General features: G+C 61.2%; 18 protein-coding genes. 12 read left to right on the top strand and 6 right to left on the bottom strand.

What is annotated here, in order from left to right; all coding sequences use genetic code 11:
* Positions 1 to 75: 75 nt before the first annotated feature.
* From dapE to L8V01_RS04890, 7 genes are read left to right on the top strand one after another with little or no spacing between them, the layout of a single operon-like run.
* Positions 76 to 1,164 carry a succinyl-diaminopimelate desuccinylase gene (gene dapE, locus L8V01_RS04920; protein WP_269946029.1) on the top strand — a complete coding sequence of 363 codons (1,089 nt, stop codon included), beginning with the start codon at positions 76 to 78 and terminating at the stop codon, positions 1,162 to 1,164.
* Positions 1,165 to 1,167: 3 nt separating this feature from the next.
* Positions 1,168 to 1,932, top strand: coding sequence for an LOG family protein (locus L8V01_RS04915; protein WP_269946028.1), 765 nt, complete (start codon positions 1,168 to 1,170; stop codon positions 1,930 to 1,932).
* Positions 1,933 to 1,946: 14 nt separating this feature from the next.
* A complete protein-coding gene (folP, locus tag L8V01_RS04910) occupies positions 1,947 to 2,759 on the top strand; it encodes a dihydropteroate synthase (RefSeq protein WP_269946213.1) in 813 nt (270 codons plus the stop codon).
* Complete coding sequence (locus L8V01_RS04905) at positions 2,756 to 3,478, top strand: glucosyl-3-phosphoglycerate synthase (protein ID WP_269946027.1); 723 nt, start codon at positions 2,756 to 2,758, stop codon at positions 3,476 to 3,478. The genes folP and L8V01_RS04905 overlap by 4 nt, the downstream gene beginning before the upstream one ends.
* A gap of 3 nt (positions 3,479 to 3,481) precedes the next feature.
* Complete coding sequence (locus L8V01_RS04900; RefSeq protein WP_269946026.1) at positions 3,482 to 3,775, top strand: DivIVA domain-containing protein; 294 nt, start codon at positions 3,482 to 3,484, stop codon at positions 3,773 to 3,775.
* Between the two features lie 12 nt (positions 3,776 to 3,787).
* Positions 3,788 to 3,955, top strand: coding sequence for a DUF3117 domain-containing protein (locus tag L8V01_RS04895; protein ID WP_005323535.1), 168 nt, complete (start codon positions 3,788 to 3,790; stop codon positions 3,953 to 3,955).
* Positions 3,956 to 3,964: 9 nt separating this feature from the next.
* The gene (locus tag L8V01_RS04890; RefSeq protein WP_269946025.1) at positions 3,965 to 4,831 is read left to right on the top strand and encodes a methyltransferase domain-containing protein; all 867 of its coding nucleotides are present in this window, start codon (positions 3,965 to 3,967) and stop codon (positions 4,829 to 4,831) included.
* A 138-nt stretch (positions 4,832 to 4,969) separates the two neighbouring features.
* Here L8V01_RS04890 and L8V01_RS04885 read toward each other — a convergent pair whose 3' ends face one another.
* Positions 4,970 to 6,412: a GH32 C-terminal domain-containing protein gene (locus tag L8V01_RS04885; RefSeq protein WP_269946024.1), complete on the bottom strand. Its 1,443-nt coding sequence runs from the start codon at positions 6,410 to 6,412 to the stop codon at positions 4,970 to 4,972.
* 12 nt (positions 6,413 to 6,424) lie between these two features.
* Positions 6,425 to 7,579: a glycogen synthase gene (gene glgA, locus L8V01_RS04880; RefSeq protein ID WP_269946023.1), complete on the bottom strand. Its 1,155-nt coding sequence runs from the start codon at positions 7,577 to 7,579 to the stop codon at positions 6,425 to 6,427.
* A 109-nt stretch (positions 7,580 to 7,688) separates the two neighbouring features.
* Between glgA and glgC the strand changes: the two genes are divergently transcribed.
* Positions 7,689 to 8,906: a glucose-1-phosphate adenylyltransferase gene (glgC, locus tag L8V01_RS04875; protein ID WP_269946212.1), complete on the top strand. Its 1,218-nt coding sequence runs from the start codon at positions 7,689 to 7,691 to the stop codon at positions 8,904 to 8,906.
* Here glgC and L8V01_RS04870 read toward each other — a convergent pair.
* On the bottom strand, positions 8,903 to 9,550 hold the full coding sequence (locus tag L8V01_RS04870) for an O-methyltransferase (RefSeq protein WP_269946022.1): 648 nt from the start codon (positions 9,548 to 9,550) through the stop codon (positions 8,903 to 8,905). The two genes, glgC and L8V01_RS04870, sit on opposite strands and share 4 nt — an antisense overlap.
* A gap of 151 nt (positions 9,551 to 9,701) precedes the next feature.
* Between L8V01_RS04870 and sigE the strand changes: the two genes are divergently transcribed.
* The 3 genes from sigE (at position 9,702) to L8V01_RS04855 (ending at position 11,461) form a co-directional block, all read left to right on the top strand.
* Positions 9,702 to 10,331, top strand: a complete 630-nt coding sequence (sigE, locus tag L8V01_RS04865; RefSeq protein WP_269946021.1) for an RNA polymerase sigma factor SigE — start codon at positions 9,702 to 9,704, stop codon at positions 10,329 to 10,331.
* A gap of 84 nt (positions 10,332 to 10,415) precedes the next feature.
* Positions 10,416 to 10,871, top strand: coding sequence for an anti-sigma factor family protein (locus tag L8V01_RS04860; RefSeq protein WP_269946020.1), 456 nt, complete (start codon positions 10,416 to 10,418; stop codon positions 10,869 to 10,871).
* A gap of 17 nt (positions 10,872 to 10,888) precedes the next feature.
* On the top strand, positions 10,889 to 11,461 hold the full coding sequence (locus tag L8V01_RS04855; protein ID WP_269946019.1) for a twin-arginine translocase TatA/TatE family subunit: 573 nt from the start codon (positions 10,889 to 10,891) through the stop codon (positions 11,459 to 11,461).
* A gap of 4 nt (positions 11,462 to 11,465) precedes the next feature.
* On the opposite strand, the gene L8V01_RS04850 is transcribed toward L8V01_RS04855, so the two are convergent.
* On the bottom strand, positions 11,466 to 12,596 hold the full coding sequence (locus tag L8V01_RS04850; protein ID WP_269946018.1) for an Mrp/NBP35 family ATP-binding protein: 1,131 nt from the start codon (positions 12,594 to 12,596) through the stop codon (positions 11,466 to 11,468).
* Positions 12,597 to 12,702: 106 nt separating this feature from the next.
* Between L8V01_RS04850 and L8V01_RS04845 the strand changes: the two genes are divergently transcribed.
* Positions 12,703 to 13,443, top strand: a complete 741-nt coding sequence (locus L8V01_RS04845) for a hypothetical protein (RefSeq protein ID WP_269946017.1) — start codon at positions 12,703 to 12,705, stop codon at positions 13,441 to 13,443.
* 426 nt (positions 13,444 to 13,869) lie between these two features.
* Here L8V01_RS04845 and L8V01_RS04840 read toward each other — a convergent pair whose 3' ends face one another.
* Both L8V01_RS04840 and L8V01_RS04835 read right to left on the bottom strand, forming a co-directional pair.
* Entirely contained in the window at positions 13,870 to 17,589 is a 3,720-nt protein-coding gene (locus L8V01_RS04840) for a multifunctional oxoglutarate decarboxylase/oxoglutarate dehydrogenase thiamine pyrophosphate-binding subunit/dihydrolipoyllysine-residue succinyltransferase subunit (protein WP_269946016.1), read from the bottom strand.
* A 177-nt stretch (positions 17,590 to 17,766) separates the two neighbouring features.
* Positions 17,767 to 18,501 (bottom strand): hypothetical protein, encoded by a 735-nt coding sequence (locus L8V01_RS04835; protein WP_269946015.1) that lies wholly within the window; start codon positions 18,499 to 18,501, stop codon positions 17,767 to 17,769.
* Between the last annotated feature and the right edge of the window lie 81 nt (positions 18,502 to 18,582).

Genomic DNA, 18,582 nt, shown 5'->3' with positions numbered 1-18,582 from the left:
GGGGGACGAATCATTTGCAGTGAAGTGAACTTTACACAATGCGGTGAGCTGCGCGGGGCGCTAGCATGGCGCTTTGTGACTTTAGATCTTTATGCAGACCCCATCGAACTAACCAAAGCACTCGTGGATATTCCGAGTCCCTCCCACCATGAGGAGGCCATCGCAGACGCCATCGAAGAGGCGCTGCGCGGTTTGGACGTCGAGGTTGCCCGCTACGGCAATACCGTGTGCGCCCGCACGAACCGCGGGCTAGATTCCCGCGTGGTGCTCGCCGGCCACATCGATACCGTTCCGTTGGCAGAAAATGTACCGCATCACATGGAAACCTCTGAAGACGGGGTGGAGATTATGTGGGGCTGCGGCACCGTAGACATGAAGTCCGGTATGGCCGTCTACCTCAATGCTTTTGCGCAGCTGCACGAGTCGGACGAGCTAAAGCATGACCTGACCGTCATCGCCTACGAGGGTGAAGAGGTGGCTACTGAATTTAATGGCTTGGGTCACCTGCAAAAGGAGCACCCAGAGTGGCTCGAGGGTGACTTCGCGCTGTTGGGCGAGCCCTCCGGCGCCATGGTGGAGGCCGGCTGCCAAGGCTCCATCCGCCTGCGCGTTACCGCGCACGGCACCCGCGCGCACTCGGCCCGCGCGTGGCTCGGATCCAATGCTGCGCACAAGCTTGCGCCCATTATGACCCGTATCGCCGCTTATGAGTCCCGCGATGTCACTATCGATGGCTGCACCTATCGCGAGGGTCTCAACATCGTCCACCTGGAATCGGGCGTGGCCACCAATACGCTGCCGGATGAGGCGTGGATGTTTGTGAATTTCCGCTTCGCTCCGGACCGCACGAGCGACGAGGCGCTGGAGTACATGAAGTCCATTATCGGCGAGGAAGAAGATGTCACCATCGAAATCGATGACATCGCCCCCGCCGCCCAGCCTGGTTTGGGCCAGCCAGCTGCCAAGGCGCTTATCGACGCCGTCGGGGGCAACGTCCGCGCCAAGTACGGCTGGACCGACGTCGCCCGCTTCTCCGAGATGGGCACCCCAGCCGTGAACTTTGGCGCCGGCGACCCAGGCTTTGCGCATAAGAAGGACGAGCAGGTGCCTACCGCCCAGATCACCGAAGTATCCACCGCCCTCTTAAGCTACCTGAAGGGATAGACCATGACCCCTGAGCAGATGCGCACCCTGCGCGGCCCGATGCTGCTGCGCACCGAAGGCGAGCAATCTTCCACCTTTGACCAGCGGCTCTTGGAATCCGGAGCGGATCATGAGTGGCAGCATGCCGATCCATGGCGCGTCCTGCGCATCCAAGGCGAGTTCGTCGCCGGTTTCGATGCGCTTTCCAAGCTGCCGAAGGCCGTTACCATCTTTGGATCCGCACGCACCACCCCGGAGGATGCGAGTTACCAGCTGGGCGTCGAGGTCGGCCGCAAGCTGGCTGAGCATTCCTATGCTGTGATCACCGGCGGCGGCCCCGGCATCATGGAAGCAGCTAACCGCGGCGCGCACGAAGCCGGCGGCCTCTCCGTGGGCCTCGGCATCGAGCTCCCACACGAGCAGGGGCTTAACGAGTATGTGGATCTGGGCCTAAATTTCCGTTACTTCTTTGCCCGCAAAACCATGTTCTTGAAGTACTCCCAGGCCTTCATCTGTCTACCGGGCGGCATGGGCACGATGGATGAGTTCTTCGAGGTTATGTGTATGGTCCAGACCGGCAAGGTGACCAATTACCCCATCGTGCTCATGGGCACCGAGTACTGGTCCGGCCTGCTGGAATGGATGGAAAACACGCTCGCGGCCAGCGGCTATATCAACGACAAGGACCGGGAGCTTTTCCTGCTTACCGACGACCCCGATGAGGCCATATCCCACATCATCCAGCGCCACCAAGTCATGAGTGATAAGCGCATTAGGGAGCCGCGTTGAGCCTCGCGCGCGTGATGGCGATTGTCAATCGCACCCCGGATTCCTTCTATGACAAGGGGGCTACCTTTGACCTCGACCCGGCGCTGCGCCGCTGCGATGAGGTGATCGAGGCAGGTGCCTCCATCGTCGATATCGGCGGCGTGAAGGCCGGCCCCGGCAAGGCGGTGGACGCGGCGGAAGAGATCGAGCGCGTGGTGCCGACCATCGAGAAGGTCCATCAGCGCCACCCTGATGTGCTTATCTCCGTCGATACCTGGCGCAGTGAAGTGGCAGAGGCAGCCATTGCCGCCGGCGCCGGGCTGGTCAATGACACCTGGGCCGGCTGGGATCCGGAGCTTATTGAGGTCGCCGGCCACCACCGCGTGGGCTACGTGTGCTCGCACACCGGCGGCATTACGCCGCGCACTAGGCCGCACCGCGTGCATTTCGATGATGTGGTGGCCGATGTCATCGCAGAAACCACCCAGCTGGCCGAGCGCGCCGCATCCCTCGGATGCCCGGAAGAGCTCACCTTTATCGATCCCACGCACGACTTTGGCAAAAACACCTTCCACGGACTCGAGTTATTGCGGCGCATCGATGAGGTCGTGGCCACCGGTTGGCCGGTGCTCATGGCGCTATCGAATAAGGACTTTGTGGGCGAGACCCTAGACCGCGGGGTAGGAGAGCGCGTGGCCGGCACCCTAGCCGCCACCGCCTGGTCCGCCGCCCGCGGAGTGGCCGCTTTCCGCGTCCACGAGGTAGCCGAGACCGCCGACGTCATCCGAATGACCGCCGCCATCCAAGGCGAGGCGCCCCCGCTATCGACCACGCGGGGCCTAGCATGAACGTCTCTGTCATCATCCCAGCACTCGACGAGGAGGACACCGTAGCGGACGTCGTGCGCGCCTGCCTCGCCGATGACCCCTTGGAGGTGCTGGTGATCGACGCCGATTCCACCGATGCCACCGCGTCCCGCGCCGCAGCCGCTGGGGCTGATGTACGCAACTGGCGCGATATCCTCGCAGAAGAACCGCGTCCCGGGAAGGGCGAATCCCTCTGGCGCGGAGTTGCTGCGGCGAAAGGCGATATCGTCGTCTTCGTCGATGCCGATCTCGAATCCGCCGCGCCGGGCATGGTCGCTGCCTTGACCGCGCCTTTTGTGGACCCCGGCGTCGACATGGTGAAGGCCCGCTACCAACGCAGCCTCAATGGCCATCCCACTGGCGGCGGCCGCGTTACCGAGCTAACCGCCAAGCCGCTTATCAAGCAGTTCTTTCCCGAGCTCGCCCATATCGACCAGCCGCTCGGCGGCGAATACGCCCTGCGCCGCGACACCGCCTTGGAACTTCCCTTTGTGGAGGGCTATGGGGTAGAAGCGGGGCTATTGGTGGACGTCGGCAAGCAAGGCACAGTGGCGCAGGTGGACTTGGGAACGCGGGTGCATCGCAATCGGCCGCTGCACGAGCTCGCGCCGATGGCCGAGGTGGTTGCCCGCACGCTGCTCGCCCGCGCCGGAGTCATTGCTCCCGTTGCTCAACGACCACCGCTGAAAGGTAAGATTTAAACCATGTTGTCTTGGATTATGCTCCTCGTAGTCCTAATCGCCCTTGTGATAATCGGTACTTGGGTGTGGGGCTCTATCTTCGGCCGCGGCGAGGTCATGCACCCGCTCGATGAGCCGGAAGATGTGCGCAAGAATAATCGCGCCGCCGTCCGTGAAGGTTGTCTTGACAAGGTAAAATTCGAGGTCGTCCCGCGTGGCTACCGCCAGGACCAAGTGGACGATCTCCTCGCGCAACTGGAAGAACAACTATCTTCTGCGCAGAAAAGGTCTAAACTAGAAAGAAAAGAAATAAACTAAAGGAGACTCACTATGGCAGCAATGAAGCCGCGCACTACGGGCGGAGAGATGGAAGCAGTAGAGGAGTCCCGCAAAATCGTCATGCGTATCCCCTCTGATGGTGGCGGACGCATCGTCATCGAGCTGAGCAAAGACGAGGCCGCAGAGCTGGGTTCCCTGTTGACCGAGGTTTCTAGTTAGTCTAGGTACATGCTTTCTCATATCGTCGACATTCTGGCCGATCCTAATGACGGCACCGCGCTTTCTGGTGCCGATGATTTCTCTCGCCTCGTCTCGGAATCCGGTCACTCTTATGATGTGGCTAAGCAGGGCTACGTTACCCTCGCAGCCGGCGCTGGCCTGAAGCATAAGGGCGATGACATGGACATGGTCACCGCCCGTGAGACCTATCTGGCGATGGGCCATTTCGCGCCCTTCGTAGAAGCCGTGACCGGCGCCGTTCAAGACGCGCTGGATTCCGCTTCGCTGGCCGAATCCACCCCTGCTTCCCTTCTCGAGGTAGGCGCTGGCACCGGTTACTACTTGGCCCACACGCTAGATTCCATTGCGGAGTCCCGCGGCGTTGGACTCGACATTTCCCCGCACGCCGCGAAGCACTTGGCCAAGTGCCACCCGCGCGTGGGTGCCGTGGTGGCCGATGTCTGGGAGCGCCTTCCGCTTCGCGATGAGTCCGTCGATGCCATTTCCGTGGTCTTCGCCCCGCGCAATCCCGCCGAATTCCAGCGCGTGCTTGCCCCAGGCGGCCAAGTCATCGTCTTGACCCCCGGTGCCGGACACTTGGACGAGCTGCGCGAGCCGCTCGGCATCCTCGGCGTGGAAGAAGGCAAGGTGGAGCGCATGTACGAGCAGGCCGAGGGGCACCTTGAGCAGGCGGCCGACCCAGTCGATATCTCGTTCCCCATCGAGCTCGATAGGGCCTCCATCGCCGCACAGGTGGGCATGAGCCCGTCCGCGCGCCATATCAGCGCTGGTGAACTCGCCGAACGCATGGCTGCTTTACCACCGACGCTCACGGTCACCGCACGCGCCCGTTTGGATCGCCTCCGCGCCGTCTAGCCTCAGCAGCGTCACCCGCCTTCCACTGCCCTTCGCGCTCACCAGCAGCACGCGGGGCGGTTCTTTTCGTTTCCCGTGAGCGCGAAGGGCGGGTGGCGAGCCGCGCGGGAAGCGGGGCTGCGTTTAGAACCTAGAGGTTTAGAGCTTGGAGCCGGAGCGCTGCCAGTCCTGCTCGATGACGGCGTCGCCGGAGGTCTCGACACGCAGGCCGGAGCATCCGCCCTCGAAGTAGACGCGAGAGGACATGGCGATGAGCCCGCCGTCGACGAATACCTCCACGGTGGAGCCGTCTTGGATGATGGTGAGGGTATCGGAGTCACCTTCGGCAAGCGCAGCGGTGACGGGCTCGGAATCGGCAAAGCAGTGATCAAACGCCTTGTTCATCGAGCGATCGAGGCTGATGTCATCGCCGGAGTGGCGGATGGTGGCGGCGGGGTCTCCGGCGCCGTCGAGAAGAGTGACGGTAACACTGGAGCCGGAGGGAACTTCCATGACGCCGGTCCAGGAACGGGCGTAATCGGAGAGCTTGACGGCATCGGGAAGGCCGCGGGCAGGGGCCTGGTAAAGAACCCCGCCTTCGAGAGTTACCTTGCGCGGCAGGGAGAGGACATTGGCCCAGCCCTCAGCTGCCCAAGAGGCGTGCTTGGTGGCGTCATCGCCGCGTCCGTTGCCGTTGAGCAAGCCAACGATGACGGCGCGCTCGTAGCGCTGCTCTGGGGTGAGCGTGCCGGTGGTCGTATTGGTATTGCGCGGACGAGAGAAGTCGTGGCCAAAGTCCACGCGGCGGAAGCCGGAGGCCACGGTGAAGGTGGTGCCCTCCAGCCGGCCGACAAGGTAGCCGGAGACGTCGCGGCCGCCGCGCTCCAAAGTGACAAAGAGGACGTCGTAGATATTGCCGTCAACCTCGTCGCGCAGGCGTACGAGGCGCGGGGAGACAACCGGCGGAATGGGGGAGGTAGCGGGGACCTCGCCCTCCAAGAAGCCTGGGTCGCCGTCGAATTTGAGGCCGCCGCGCAGCTTCCAGGACACGCCATCGGCGGATTCGAGGATGACGGGAACCGGGGCGTCGGAGTGGCCGGTTAGGGCCAGCATAAGCCAGCCATCGTGGCCGTCATCGCGGTCATCGGTGGCCCAGTCGGGCACAAAGGAGGGGGAGCGGAAATGGTCAAAGTTGCGGGTATTGCCTGCGACTTCGCCGAACCGTACGACGTTCGCGTCGAGAGCCTGTGGGTCATCGGAGACCTCGCAGATTTCGTCCACATTGGCATAGCGGGCAAGATGGACGGCGATACCGGCGGCGGTCACCGAAGTGAAGTAGAGGTGAATATCCTCAGGGCCTTGGGCCACGGAACCGGCGCGCAAGGAGAGCTCGCCGCCGACGGGTGCGAGGACATCGTCGCAGTCCAGCCAGTCAAAGGGGGTCTCTTCGGAGTAGGTGTGGCCCCAGCGAGCTGGAGAGTCAGCGGTGGGGCGGTACTGGTAGAACAGGTGCCAAGTATCGCCATCGCGCAGGATACCGGCGGGGGCGTCGAGGACGCCGTCTTCGGGGACAAAATGCAGTTCGGGGCGGTGAGTTGTCACGGCTATCCTTCCTTAAATCAAGCTGCGGTAGATATCGACGGTCTGGGCGGCAATCGTAGCCCAAGAAAAATCGCGGATGGCGCGTTCGCGGCCGGCGCGGCCGAAGGCGGCGGCGCGATCCTTATTGTCGGCAACGTCGTTGACGGCGGCGGCGAGGTCGGCTTCGAAGGCGGCGGTATCGGTGTCGTCGTAATGCACCAGCACGCCGGTTTCGCCATCGACCACTACCTCTGGGATGCCGCCGACGTTGGAGGCGACAACGGCGGTGCCGCAGGCCATGGCTTCCAAGTTAACGATGCCCAGCGGCTCGTAGATGGAAGGGCAGACAAAAACATCCGCTCCGGAGTAAATCTGCTGGACCTCGTTGCGTTGGAGCATGTCCTTGACCCAGAAAACACCATCGCGCTGGGAGCGAAGCTCCTTCACCAAGGCTTCGGTCTCGGCCGCGATTTCGGGCGTATCGGGGGCGCCAGCGCACAGGACCAGCTGGATTTCTGGGTCGAATTTCTGCGCCGCCTGCAACAGGTGCCTCACGCCTTTCTGCCGGGTAATGCGCCCGACGAAGGCGGCGATGGGGCGCTGCTTGTCCACGCCCAGCTTGTCCAAGACGTCTCCCTCCCGCGGCTGCCATAGCTCGGTGTCGATGCCGTTGAGGACGACGTGGACTTTAGAGGCGTCGATGCGCGGGTAGGCATCCAGGATGGATTCTTTCATGCCGGCGGAGACGGCGATGACGGCGTCGGCGTATTCCATGGCGTTCTTTTCGGACCAGGAAGAGACGTCATAGCCGCCGCCAAGCTGCTCGCGCTTCCACGGGCGGTGCGGCTCCAGCGAGTGGGCGGTGACCACGTGCGGAATATCGTAAAGCCGGGCGGAAAGATGGCCAGCAAGGCCCGTGTACCAGGTATGGGAATGGGCGATGTCGATATCGGACGCAGCATCGGCCATGCGTAGGCCAGTAGACAAGGTCTTGAGCGCGCCATTGGCACCCTCGAGTGCGGGGTCTACGCCGTGGACAAAGACGTCCTTTTCTTCGCGCGGGGAGCCCATGCAGTGCACGGAGACATCGATGATATCGCGCATAAAACGGGTGAGTTCAGCTACGTGAACTCCGGCCCCGCCGTATATTTCCGGCGGGTATTCTTTGGAAAAGATTCCGGCTCTCATGTTCTCCCAGAATACGTATCTCTGGTGCTGCGTGCAGAAATCTGAGATGGGGGTAAAAATGTGCAACTATCTGCTGCGAAATGTGGGATTTGCGGATAGGTTTGAAAACGTGAGAAGCCTGCCGAATGTCCTAGCCATTGTCCTTGCCGGCGGCGAGGGAAAGCGCCTTTTCCCCCTGACCGAAGACCGCGCAAAACCTGCCGTGCCCTTTGGCGGGTCCTACCGCCTCATCGATTTCGTCCTATCCAATCTGGTCAATGCCGGCTATCTCAAGATTGCGGTGCTGACGCAGTATAAGTCCCACTCTTTGGATCGCCACATTTCCCAGGCGTGGAATTTGGCGGGTCCGACTTCGCAGTACATTGCCTCGGTGCCGGCGCAGCAGCGCCGTGGTAAGCGCTGGTACAACGGTTCGGCGGATGCGATTGTGCAGTCGCTCAACCTCATTTATGACGAGAATCCCGATTACGTCATCGTCTTTGGTGCCGACCACGTCTACCGCATGGATCCGGCGCAGATGGTAGAAGAGCACATTGCCACTGGGCTGGACTGTTCGGTGGCGGGCATCCGGGTGCCGCGCTCGGAGGCGACGGCCTTTGGCTGCATCCAAGCTGATGGCATGGGAACCATCACGGAGTTTGTGGAAAAGCCCGCGGACCCGCCGGCGACGCCGGATGACCCGAATATGAGCTATGCGTCCATGGGCAACTACGTCTTTACGGCGCAGGCGCTTATCGACGCCCTATTGGAGGACGAAAAGAACGAGGACTCCGCCCACGATATGGGTGGCGATATTATCCCGTACTTTGTGGAGCGCGGCCAAGCGCACGTCTATGATTTCATGGCTAACGAGGTGCCGGGCTCTACCGAACGCGACCACGGCTACTGGCGTGATGTAGGCACCATCGATTCCTTCTACGAGGCGCACATGGACATGATTTCTGTGCACCCGATCTTTAATCTCTATAACCGGGACTGGCCGATTCACTCCACGGATGACTCCAACTTCCCGCCGGCGAAATTCGTGCAAAATGGCATTGCGCAGTCCTCGATGGTGGCACCCGGGTGCATCGTCTCCGGCGGTACGGTGCGCAATTCCGTGCTGGCGTCTGATGTCCACGTGGCCGATGGCGCCACCGTTGAGGGATCCGTCATTCTGCCGGGCGTGCGCATCGGGCGAGGCGCGGTGGTGCGCCGCGCGATCCTAGATAAGAACGTCGTCGTGAGCGAAGGCGCCATTATCGGCGTGGACCGCGAGCGCGATGAAGAGCGCTTCAAGGTTTCGGACGGCGGCGTGGTTGTCGTCGGCAAAAACCAGAAGGTCTAGAGCTTCGTTACGAGCGTCAGCCCGGAACCCAGCGGCAGGCGGGTAACGCTCGCGCCTTCGAGCTCGCGCAGGTACTCGTCGGCCTCGCGGGCGGCGGCGGTGTCGCGGTCGGTCCGAGAGGCGTCGGCAAGCGTGCCATCGAGCAAAGAGTTAGCCAAGACCAGGGTGCCGTGCTGGTGCAGCAGGGGCCACGCGGCCTTGATGATGGCGGGCAGCTCCAGCGCGGCAACGTCAGCATAGATGACCTGGTAGGCATCGTTTGCTAGCCGGCCCATGACCTCGAGCGGGCGCGACGGCAAGAAGCGGCCGCGGGACGGCGCATAGCCAGCCTCACGGAAGGCTTCCTTGGCGCTGCGCTGGTGCTCGGCTTCTGGGTCGATGCAGGTCAAGATGCCGTTTTCCGGCATACCAGCAAGCAAGTAGAGGCCTACCACGTTGGCAGCCGGGGTAATCGCCACGGCTTGGGGGCGCTCGGTAGAACCTGCGGAGGCGGCGGTCAGGGTGGTAAGCAGCTGGCCGGTAGATTCATCTGGAACCGGTAGCCCGTACTCCTCGGCGTGATCGCGCGCGCCACGCAGGGCCGCGGAGGGCTCGCTGGTGGACTCGATATAAGAACGCAGTGCTTCGTATGCGGTAGTAGTCACGTAATAAACCATAGGGAAAAGTGGCTGCCAATGTGGCAAAAACGCGGCTAGCCAGCAAGGTTGTGGTCGGTGGGGACGATGTGACGGACTCACAGGATATTATCAGCGCTGTGGCTGGAGTTTCTGTGCTGAGTGTAGAAAGATGACAAGCATGACAAAAACGAAGCGCGATGCCGAATCCCTTCAGCCCGCTACCTCAGAAGCGGAGTTGACCGGTACCGCAGCATTCGATGCTGGCGAAGGTGACATGCCCGCTTGGGGTGACCTCGTGGCTGAACATGCCGATGGCGTTTATCGCTTGGCTTATCGCCTTTCTGGCAATCAGCACGACGCCGAGGACCTCACCCAAGAAACCTTTATGCGCGTATTCCGCTCCCTGGATAAATACCAGGCGGGTACGTTTGAAGGTTGGCTGCACCGCATCACTACCAACCTCTTTTTGGATATGGTCCGCCACCGCTCCAAGATCCGCATGGAAGCCCTGCCGGAGGACTACGAGCGTGTGCCTGGTACGGATATGACGCCGGAGCAGGCCTATTCCGTGGCAAACCTTGACCCGGCGCTGCAGTCCGCGCTTGATGGTTTGGCTCCCGATTTCCGCGTGGCCGTGGTGCTGTGTGATGTCGTTGGCATGAGCTATGACGAGATTGCGGAAACCCTCGGTGTGAAGATGGGTACGGTGCGCTCGCGCATCCACCGCGGCCGCTCCCAGCTGCGTGCGGCGCTAGAAAAAGAAGCGCAAACCAATGCGGAAACCCGCATCCTGCTGCGTACGCGCTAGACTCTAAAGAAACTGCATAGTCCCCGCCGCTGGCGGGGACTTTCCGTGTACATGTGGCCGAGCAATTGCTAGAGGAGGGTGTTGATGGATTCGCTGCGGGGACGCCAGATTTTGTCCACGTTGAATGTGCGCGGCGGATTCGACGCCGCCCAGGCGAAGGCCCGCGATAAGGCGAAGGCCAAGGCTCGGCGCAGCGATACTATTGGACACCTTGGCCCCGAGGCGGTTGTCGCCTTTGTAGACGGCGAGATGGAACCGAAATTCATGCACCGCGTGCGCATCCATTTGGTTCACTGCGCCGAGTGCCGCGCGGATGTGCATCAGCAGCGACACGCCTCCGAATGGGTGCGCCATTGTGCTGATTCCGCAGCGGTCAAGGCACCACAATCTTTGCTGGCGAAGCTCGCGGGTATTGCCACCGAAGAGGTGGCGCCGGGCCCCGATGCAGCGACGCCGGCGCACCGGCCGCAGCAAGATTTCCTAGACAAGGTGGAGATGGTGGTACGCGCAATCAAACACAATCAGCGCGGCACCGAGTGAGGGACTAGTATTTAAGCGTGTTTTCTTCCATTGGTTGGCCCGAGATCTTCGTCATCGTGCTCTTGGGCATTATCGTCATCGGCCCGGAGCGCATGCCCGAGGTGATTAAGGACGTGCGCGCGGCCATCTATGCGGCGCGCAAGGCCATCAATAATGCCAAGGCGGAACTCAACGGCGAGATGGGCTCGATTACCTCAGAGTTCGATGATATCCGCGGCCCGCTTACCCAAGCCGCGCAGTGGACGCGCCTCGGCCCGAAGGGCGCTATTACAAAGGCGCTTTTCGACGGCGACGAATCTGCCTGGGATGATTTCAATCCCCAGAAGATGGCAGACGATATCAAGACCAATACCGCGCCAAAGGAGCCGGAGCAGCAGGCACAGCAGCGCCCGACCTTCGACTACTCGCAAGTGTACGCAGAGCAACCGCAACCACAGCAGCGTACCGATGCCCCGCAGCCACAACAGGCCCCGCAGCCACACCAGGCACCGCATCCTCAGCAACCAGCGGAGCAGCCCGCAGCAGAGAAAAAGCCGCCACGCGGTGGGGACGATTCCACCGGCGGCGGCGTGTGGGGCGATGTCACCTAGGCTGCTAATTCACGCCCAAATTCAGGTTCTTGCCCACTAGGGAATCGGAGCGGATGGCCAGCTTATCGGCCACGGCTTGGATCTGTTGGGCGGCAGGGGACTCGGGGGCGTCGATAACGATCGGCGTGCCAGCATCGCCACCGCTGCGCAGGGTTGGATCGAGCGGCACGGAAGCCAAGAGCGGAACCTCGTGGCCCAAGATGACGCCGAGGCGATCGGCAACGATCTGTCCGCCGCCGGTGCCGAAGACATCCATGGTGGAGCCATCCGGCATGACCATGGCACCCATGTTCTCGATAACGCCGGCCACGCGTTGGCGGGTCTGCTGCGAGATGGAGCCTGCGCGCTCTGCCACCTCGGCGGCTGCAGCCTGCGGGGTGGTGACGATAAGCAGCTCGGCGTTGGGGATGAGCTGGGCAACGGACAAGGCGACGTCGCCAGTGCCCGGAGGCAGGTCCAGAAGCAGCACGTCGAGGTCGCCCCAGAAGACATCGGCCAAGAATTGCTGCAATGCGCGGTGGAGCATGGGCCCACGCCAAACCACTGGGGCGTTGCCCTCGACGAACTGCCCGATGGAAATGTGCTTAATGCCATGGGAAATCGGCGGCAATAGCATCTCATCATCGAGGACGGTCGGACCATCGGTGCAGCCCAGCAGGTTAGGCACGGAGTGGCCGTAAATATCGGCATCCACAATGCCAACCTTCAAGCCTTTTTGCACCAGCGCCGCGGCGATATTTACCGTCATAGAGGACTTGCCGACGCCGCCCTTACCAGACGCCACCGCAAAGACCCGTGTGGTGGAATCCGGCTTGGCAAAGGGGATTTCCGGCTCGGCTTGGCCGCCGCGCAGCTTTTTCTTGAGCTCGCGGCGTTGCTCATCGCTCATGGCTTCCATCGTCACGGTGACGTTTCCAACGCCCTCGATATCCTCTACCGCTGCGCGCGTATTGGACTCGATGGTGGACTTCATGGGGCAGCCAGCGATGGTGAGGTAGATTTCTACGGCGACGTCATTGCCGGTGACAGAAACGGATTTCACCATGTTGAGCTCGGTGATGGGACGGCCGATTTCGGGGTCTTCAACGCGGGAGAGTGCCTCGCGTACGGCGGATTCAGTAATAACGCTAGACATAACCCTTGCTATCTTAGTCACGCCGCAACAGGAGGTAAACACACCCTCGGTGTAGAATCAGCTAGACGCTTAAGCGCCGCCTACCCCAAAGGAGACTAGTATCGCCATGCGCAGCTGTGCCCGCCCCGCCCGCGCCATTGCCGGTGTGGTGTTAACAGCAACGCTGCTTTCCGGCTGCTCTTCCCAATTTGATGCGGATCCTTATGCGGATAACTCCAAGCACGCGCCCATCGACATCATGGTAGATGCCAATGAGGCCGACCAGTTGGTACTAGCGGAGATTTTCCGTCAAGAACTGATAGGGCAGGGGCGGGAGGCCTCCATCATGAAGGAAGACATCTTTCAGGAGACCAAAGCGGGGCGCTCCTTGAACCAGCGTGGCAACTTTTATGTCGGCTGCACTGGGGCCTTTCTAGGCGTTCTCAATCCCGGTGAGGCGCGGGAAATCTCCAAGGACTATAGAAAGGCTCAACAGGCCTCCCAGCCCAGCGGCGAGGACTACCTAGCCCGCACGCACATCGCGCTCATGTCATCGCTTCCTAGCGACTTGGGCACAGTGGAGCCTTCCGGCGCCACCGGTTGTGAAGACGCTACGCCAGAGCTTCCGGAGAACTTTGTGGTGCTCTACCAAGACGAACTCTTCGACCGCGAGGAACGCCAATCTGTAGCCTCCCTGACGAAGTTCATCACGCAAAAAGATATTTCTGAGATGGCGGAAAAGGCAGCGCAAAAAGGCGACGTTGAAAAAGTAGTCCGCACGTGGCTGCATGATTCTGGCATCAAAATCCTTGATGAAGAAGGCGACTCCGATTCCTCCGGTGGGTCTGATCTCACCGGTGGTTCCTAAAAGATTTTCTTTGGCAACTTGGAGCAAGTTTCCGGGCATGCCTATAGCTCGGGGACCCCGAGGCTCAGCCGACCGTCGGGGCACACAGCTCCTGAGTCCGTGACCGCCTCCAAGAGCCTTTCTGGCTCGATACAGAGGCCTATGCCGGTGCCAACTCCCTAGCATTTCAGCACGGCTGGGCTCCTGTGCTGCTGTGAGCACGGTTGCCCATAGCAAATTGCATTCTCACTCCCTCCCTTCGCGTTCACCGGGGCGCACTATGCTCGCGGCGGTCACTTTTCCGTGAGCGCGAAGGGAGGGAAGCATGACAGCAAGAACGTGAGAGGCGAAGAGAGCCGAGAACTGTCGCTCTAAGGAACATTGGCACCGGCAAGAGTAAACCCCAGTGAGAAGCTTCTCACTGGGGTTTATGCGGTGCAGAGGCGACTAGATGTCGAAGGCCTCTTCCAGTAGGTTCTTCTGCTCAATCTGGTGCACCTTGGCGTTACCGGTGGCAGTCGAGGACTGCGCACGGCGGGAAACGCGAACCAGTTCCGGCATATCCGGAATCAACCGGCGCAGGTGCTCGTTGTAGAACGGCCATGGGCCCTGGTTGGCCGGCTCGTCCTGAACAAAGCGAACCTGGGTGGCGTTCGGGTAAGCCTCGAATGCCTCGTGCAGACGGTTGAACGGAATCGGGTGCAGCATCTCCACGCGGACGATGGCGATGTCATCGCGGCCGTCGGCCTCGCGTTTCTTGGCCAAGTCCCAGTACAGCTTGCCAGAGACCAACATGATGGTCTTGACCTTGTCGGTATCGCCGACCTTATCGCCGTCGATATCAACGTAGTTCGGGTCATTGATAACGGACTGGAAGCGCTTGACCTCGGTGAAATCTTCCACAGCGGAGGTAGCCGCCTTGTTTCGCAGCATGGACTTCGGAGTGAAGACGACCAGTGGGCGCTTCATCTCGCCGAGTGCCTGGCGGCGCAGCAGGTGGAAGTGGTTAGCCGGGGTGGAAGGCTGTGCCACGGTCATGGAACCCTCAGCGCATAGCTGCAGGTAGCGTTCAATGCGGGCGGAGGAGTGGTCCGGGCCCTGGCCTTCGTAGCCGTGCGGCAAGAGGAGTACCAGGCTGGACAGCTGGCCCCACTTGGCCTCGCCGGAGGAGATGTATTCGTCGATGACGGTCTGAGCGCCATTGGCAAAGTCACCGAACTGTGCCTCCCAGGCAACGAGGGCGTCTGGGTTGCCCACGGTGTAGCCGTATTCGAAGCCCATGCCGGCGTACTCGGTCAGCGCGGAGTTGTAGACCATGAACTTGCCGCCATTGCCCTTGGAGGTGGCGATGGCGTGCATCGGGTTGTACTCGTTGCCATTGCGTGGGTCGAAGGCCACGGCGTGGCGCTGGGTGAAGGTACCGCGGCGGGAATCCTCACCGGCCAGACGGACGACCTTGCCCTCGCCAGCCAGGGAACCGAAGGCGATGAGCTCGCCCCAGCCCCAGTCGATGCCGCCTTCGCGGGAGGACTTCTCGCGCTCCTTGGCTACCTTGGCCACGCGCTTGTGGTACTCGAAGTCCTCTGGTGGGTTGCCGTATGCGGCACCTAGTTCGGCGAGTTCCTCGGCGGTAATCGAGGTATCCAGGCCGCGGGTGAGCTCCTGGGAAGAGGTAATACCGGTCTGTTCCTTTGGACGAGCCTTGCCAGCTTCCTTGTGCTCGGTAAAGACGGATTCCATCTGGTCATGGAAGTCGCGAGCGGCGGCTTCTGCATCCTCGGCGGAGAGGTCACCACGGCCGATGAGATCGTTGGTGTAGTGCTCGCGCACGGCCTTGTGCTCGTCAATGACGGAGTAGAGCTCCGGCTGGGTCATGGACGGGTCATCGGCCTCGTTGTGGCCGCGCAGACGGTAGACCATGAGGTCAATGAATACGTCCTTGCCAAACTGGCGGCGGTACTCGGCGGCCATCTGGCCTACCCAAACAACTGCCTCTGGGTCATCGCCATTGACGTGGAAGACCGGGCAGTCGAAGCCCTTGGCCAAATCGGTGGCGTAGTGGGTGGAGCGGCCGGAGTCCGGGGTGGTGGTGAAGCCTACCTGGTTATTGACCACGATGTGGACGGTGCCGCCGTTGGTGTAACCGCGCAGCTGGGACAGGTTGATGGTCTCTTGGACAACGCCCAGGCCGGTGAAGGAAGCATCGCCGTGGAGCATGACCGGCACAACGGTGTGCCCCCCCGGGCCCTTGTCCAAAATGTCCTGCTTAGCGCGGGCGATGCCCTCCATGACCGGATCGACGGCCTCGAGGTGGGACGGGTTGGCGGCAAGCGTGACCTTGATTTCGCCATCGCCAAACATCTGCAGGTGGTGGCCCTCGGAGCCCAGGTGGTACTTAACGTCACCGGAGCCGCCGAGCTGGCCGCCCTTGTAGTTGCCATCGAACTCGCCGAAGATATCGGCAAGTGGCTTGCCCACGATATTGAACAAGACGTTGAGGCGGCCGCGGTGCGGCATGCCGATGACGACCTCGTCTAGATCCTGGCCGGCGGCAGTATCGATGATGGAATCCAGCAGCGGGATGAGGGTCTCTGCGCCCTCGAGGGAGAAGCGCTTCTGGCCCACGTACTTAGTCTGCAAGAAGTTCTCGAATGCCTCAGCAGCATTGACCTTCTGCAGGATGTACTTCTGCTCCGCGTTGGTGGGCTTCGGCATGCCCGCTTCCAGGCGGTCCTGCAGCCAGCCGCGCTCATCGCGGTCCAGGATGTGGGTGTACTCGGAGCCAACCTTCAAGGTGTAGGCGGCGCGCAGGCGAGACAGGACCTCGCGCAGGGTCATCTGCTCCTTGCCGCCGAAGCCACCGACGTTGAAGGTGCGGTCCAGATCCCAGATGGTCAGGCCGTGGGTGGCGATGTCAAGGTCGCGGTGGTCCGGGTTAGGCAGGCCCGGCTGCACCCAACCCAGCGGGTTGGTATCTGCCAAGAGGTGGCCGCGGGAGCGGTAGGCCTCGATGAGCTGCATGACGCGGGTGTTCTTATCCACGCCGGAGTTTGGCACATCCTGTGCCCAGCGGAATGGCTCATAAGGCACGCCCATGGAGGAGAAGAGGTCGTCCCAAAAGGCGCCGTCGACAAGCAGCTGGCCAATGGTGCGCAAGAATTCGCCGGACTCTGCACCCTGGATGACGCGGTGGTCATAGGTCGAGGTCAGGGTAACCAAGCGGCCCACGCCTAGGTCAGCCAAGCGGTCCGCGGATGCGCCAGCGAACTCGGCCGGATAATCCATGGAGCCCACTCCGATGATGGAGCCGGCGCCCTTGGTCAGGCGGGCGATGGAGTGGCGGGTGCCAATGCCGCCTGGGTTGGTGAGGTTAATGGTTACACCAGAGAAGTCATCCATGGTGAGCTTGTTCTTGCGAGAACGGGAAACGATGTCCTCATAAGCCTCAACAAACTCGGAAAAGGACTTGTTCTCGCACTCCTTGATGGCGGCGACGACCAAAGCGCGGGAGCCATCCTTTTGCGGCAGGTCAATGGCTAGGCCTAGGTTAATGTGCTCGGGCTGGATGACATAAGGCTTGCCATCCTTTTCCTCGTAGCGCACGTTCATATCTGGGTGCAGCTGCACGGCCTTGACCATGGCGTAGCCAATGATGTGGGTAAAGGAGATCTTGCCACCGCGGGTGCGCTTGAGGTGGTCATTGATCATGGAGCGGTTTTCCCACATGAGCTTGACCGGCATATCGCGCACGGTGGTAGCCGTTGGGATTTCTAGAGACTCATCCATGTTCTTGGCAATGGCCTTGAACATGCCCTTGAGCTGGCGCTCCTCGCCGCCCTTGTACTCCGAAATGCGGTCGAGCGGGGACTCGGGCTTCTTTACGGATTGCTTTGCCTTGGCGGTCTTTTCCTGCGCCTTGGCCACGGACTTTTCTACGTTAGTCTCGCGGGCCTCCTGCTTGCGGGCGGTAGTGGTACCCTCAGTCTTCTTTGCGGCAGGCTTAGACGGCTTCGCTGCCTCCTTGGCCGGGGCCTTAGACTTAGGCGCGCCGTTCGCTTCGAAGTATTCGCGCCACTCCTTATCTACGGAGCTAGGGTCCTTGGAGTACTGCTGGAACTGCTCGTCTATCAGCCACGCATTGGGGCCGAAGATATTCGATGTGCTCACGGCAGGTATTCGCCTCATTTCTCTGCTTTAAAATGGTCGTTTATTCGACTTTAGTGCGGCCTTTGGACGAGCGCATAGGCCACTCGCCAAAGAGTCTGCCTACATGATACGGGTCATACCCCTAAACTCACTATGTTAGGGGTATCTATAGCCCCACTTAGCTGTGCCCGGCTACCCCTAGGCTTGGGTGAGCGGCGAAAGCTGCTCGCCGGCGTGCTCAATTACCTGCTTGGCCAGCTTGCGGTTGGCGGTGGTACCCAGCACCGCACCGATGCCCATCGGCATCAGCTTGCTGACCCAAGCCCACTTCAGGCGCTTGGTGATCTGCTTGGTAAAAAGCTTGGTCAGGCGGCCATTAATACCGGAAAGCGTGGGGCCGGAAAAACGGGACAGGGTAGCGGCCGAGCGCATGCCGGATACGCTATTGAGATCGCCCACAAAGGTATCTACCAAGGCTGAGCCCTTTGAACCGGTGAGCACGATAAGTACAAGGGCGCGGCGGCGCTCGGGGGACTTAATATCATCGCCACGCAGGTAGGCGGAGGCCAAGATATACCACGCAGCGGCCTCTAGAAAGACTACGGATTCCCCGGCAATGGTGGCCGCGCCCGTGACCAGGCCGATGCCCGGAATGGCGGCGGAAGCACCCGCCGCGGCGCCGGTGCCGGAGGTGATATTGAGGAAGTGCTTGTCAATAAGCTCCTGCAGTTCCTGCGGGCTAGCATTCTTATTGCGCTTTTTTAGGTTTTCGACGTACTTGATGATGACGCTGGACTGCACGGAAACTGCGCGATCCAGGGAATTGAGCAGCGCCGAGGTAAAGCGATTGCTATCTTCCGGATCGATGTCATAAGTATCGGCGGTGTCCACCTCGGTGGAGTTGTCTTTCTTGTCCTTAGTAAATAAACCCATGTGTCCTTCTCGTTTGCTGGAACTTATTTGAGCCCAGCATAGTAAAGGCACCGTTAATACGCCGCCGTGCAGCGATTAGAT

It is taken from the genome of Corynebacterium curieae, assembly GCF_027570035.1.
In the GTDB taxonomy this organism is placed as follows: Bacteria; Actinomycetota; Actinomycetes; order Mycobacteriales; family Mycobacteriaceae; genus Corynebacterium; species Corynebacterium curieae.
Note: the sequence above shows the minus strand (reverse complement) of the source record. Positions and strands in the feature narration are given on the sequence as shown.

Bases quoted from the DNA above. Each gene is read 5' to 3' on its own strand.
- L8V01_RS04915 (WP_269946028.1), top strand. From the start codon at position 1,168: ATGACCCCTGAGCAGATGCGCACCCTGCGCGGCCCGATGCTGCTGCGC.
- folP (WP_269946213.1), top strand. From the start codon at position 1,947: ATGGCGATTGTCAATCGCACCCCGGATTCCTTCTATGACAAGGGGGCT.
- L8V01_RS04905 (WP_269946027.1), top strand. From the start codon at position 2,756: ATGAACGTCTCTGTCATCATCCCAGCACTCGACGAGGAGGACACCGTA.
- L8V01_RS04900 (WP_269946026.1), top strand. From the start codon at position 3,482: ATGTTGTCTTGGATTATGCTCCTCGTAGTCCTAATCGCCCTTGTGATA.
- L8V01_RS04895 (WP_005323535.1), top strand. From the start codon at position 3,788: ATGGCAGCAATGAAGCCGCGCACTACGGGCGGAGAGATGGAAGCAGTA.
- L8V01_RS04890 (WP_269946025.1), top strand. From the start codon at position 3,965: ATGCTTTCTCATATCGTCGACATTCTGGCCGATCCTAATGACGGCACC.
- glgA (WP_269946023.1), bottom strand. From the start codon at position 7,579: ATGAGAGCCGGAATCTTTTCCAAAGAATACCCGCCGGAAATATACGGC.
- sigE (WP_269946021.1), top strand. From the start codon at position 9,702: ATGACAAAAACGAAGCGCGATGCCGAATCCCTTCAGCCCGCTACCTCA.
- L8V01_RS04860 (WP_269946020.1), top strand. From the start codon at position 10,416: ATGGATTCGCTGCGGGGACGCCAGATTTTGTCCACGTTGAATGTGCGC.
- L8V01_RS04850 (WP_269946018.1), bottom strand. From the start codon at position 12,596: ATGTCTAGCGTTATTACTGAATCCGCCGTACGCGAGGCACTCTCCCGC.
- L8V01_RS04845 (WP_269946017.1), top strand. From the start codon at position 12,703: ATGCGCAGCTGTGCCCGCCCCGCCCGCGCCATTGCCGGTGTGGTGTTA.
- L8V01_RS04835 (WP_269946015.1), bottom strand. From the start codon at position 18,501: ATGGGTTTATTTACTAAGGACAAGAAAGACAACTCCACCGAGGTGGAC.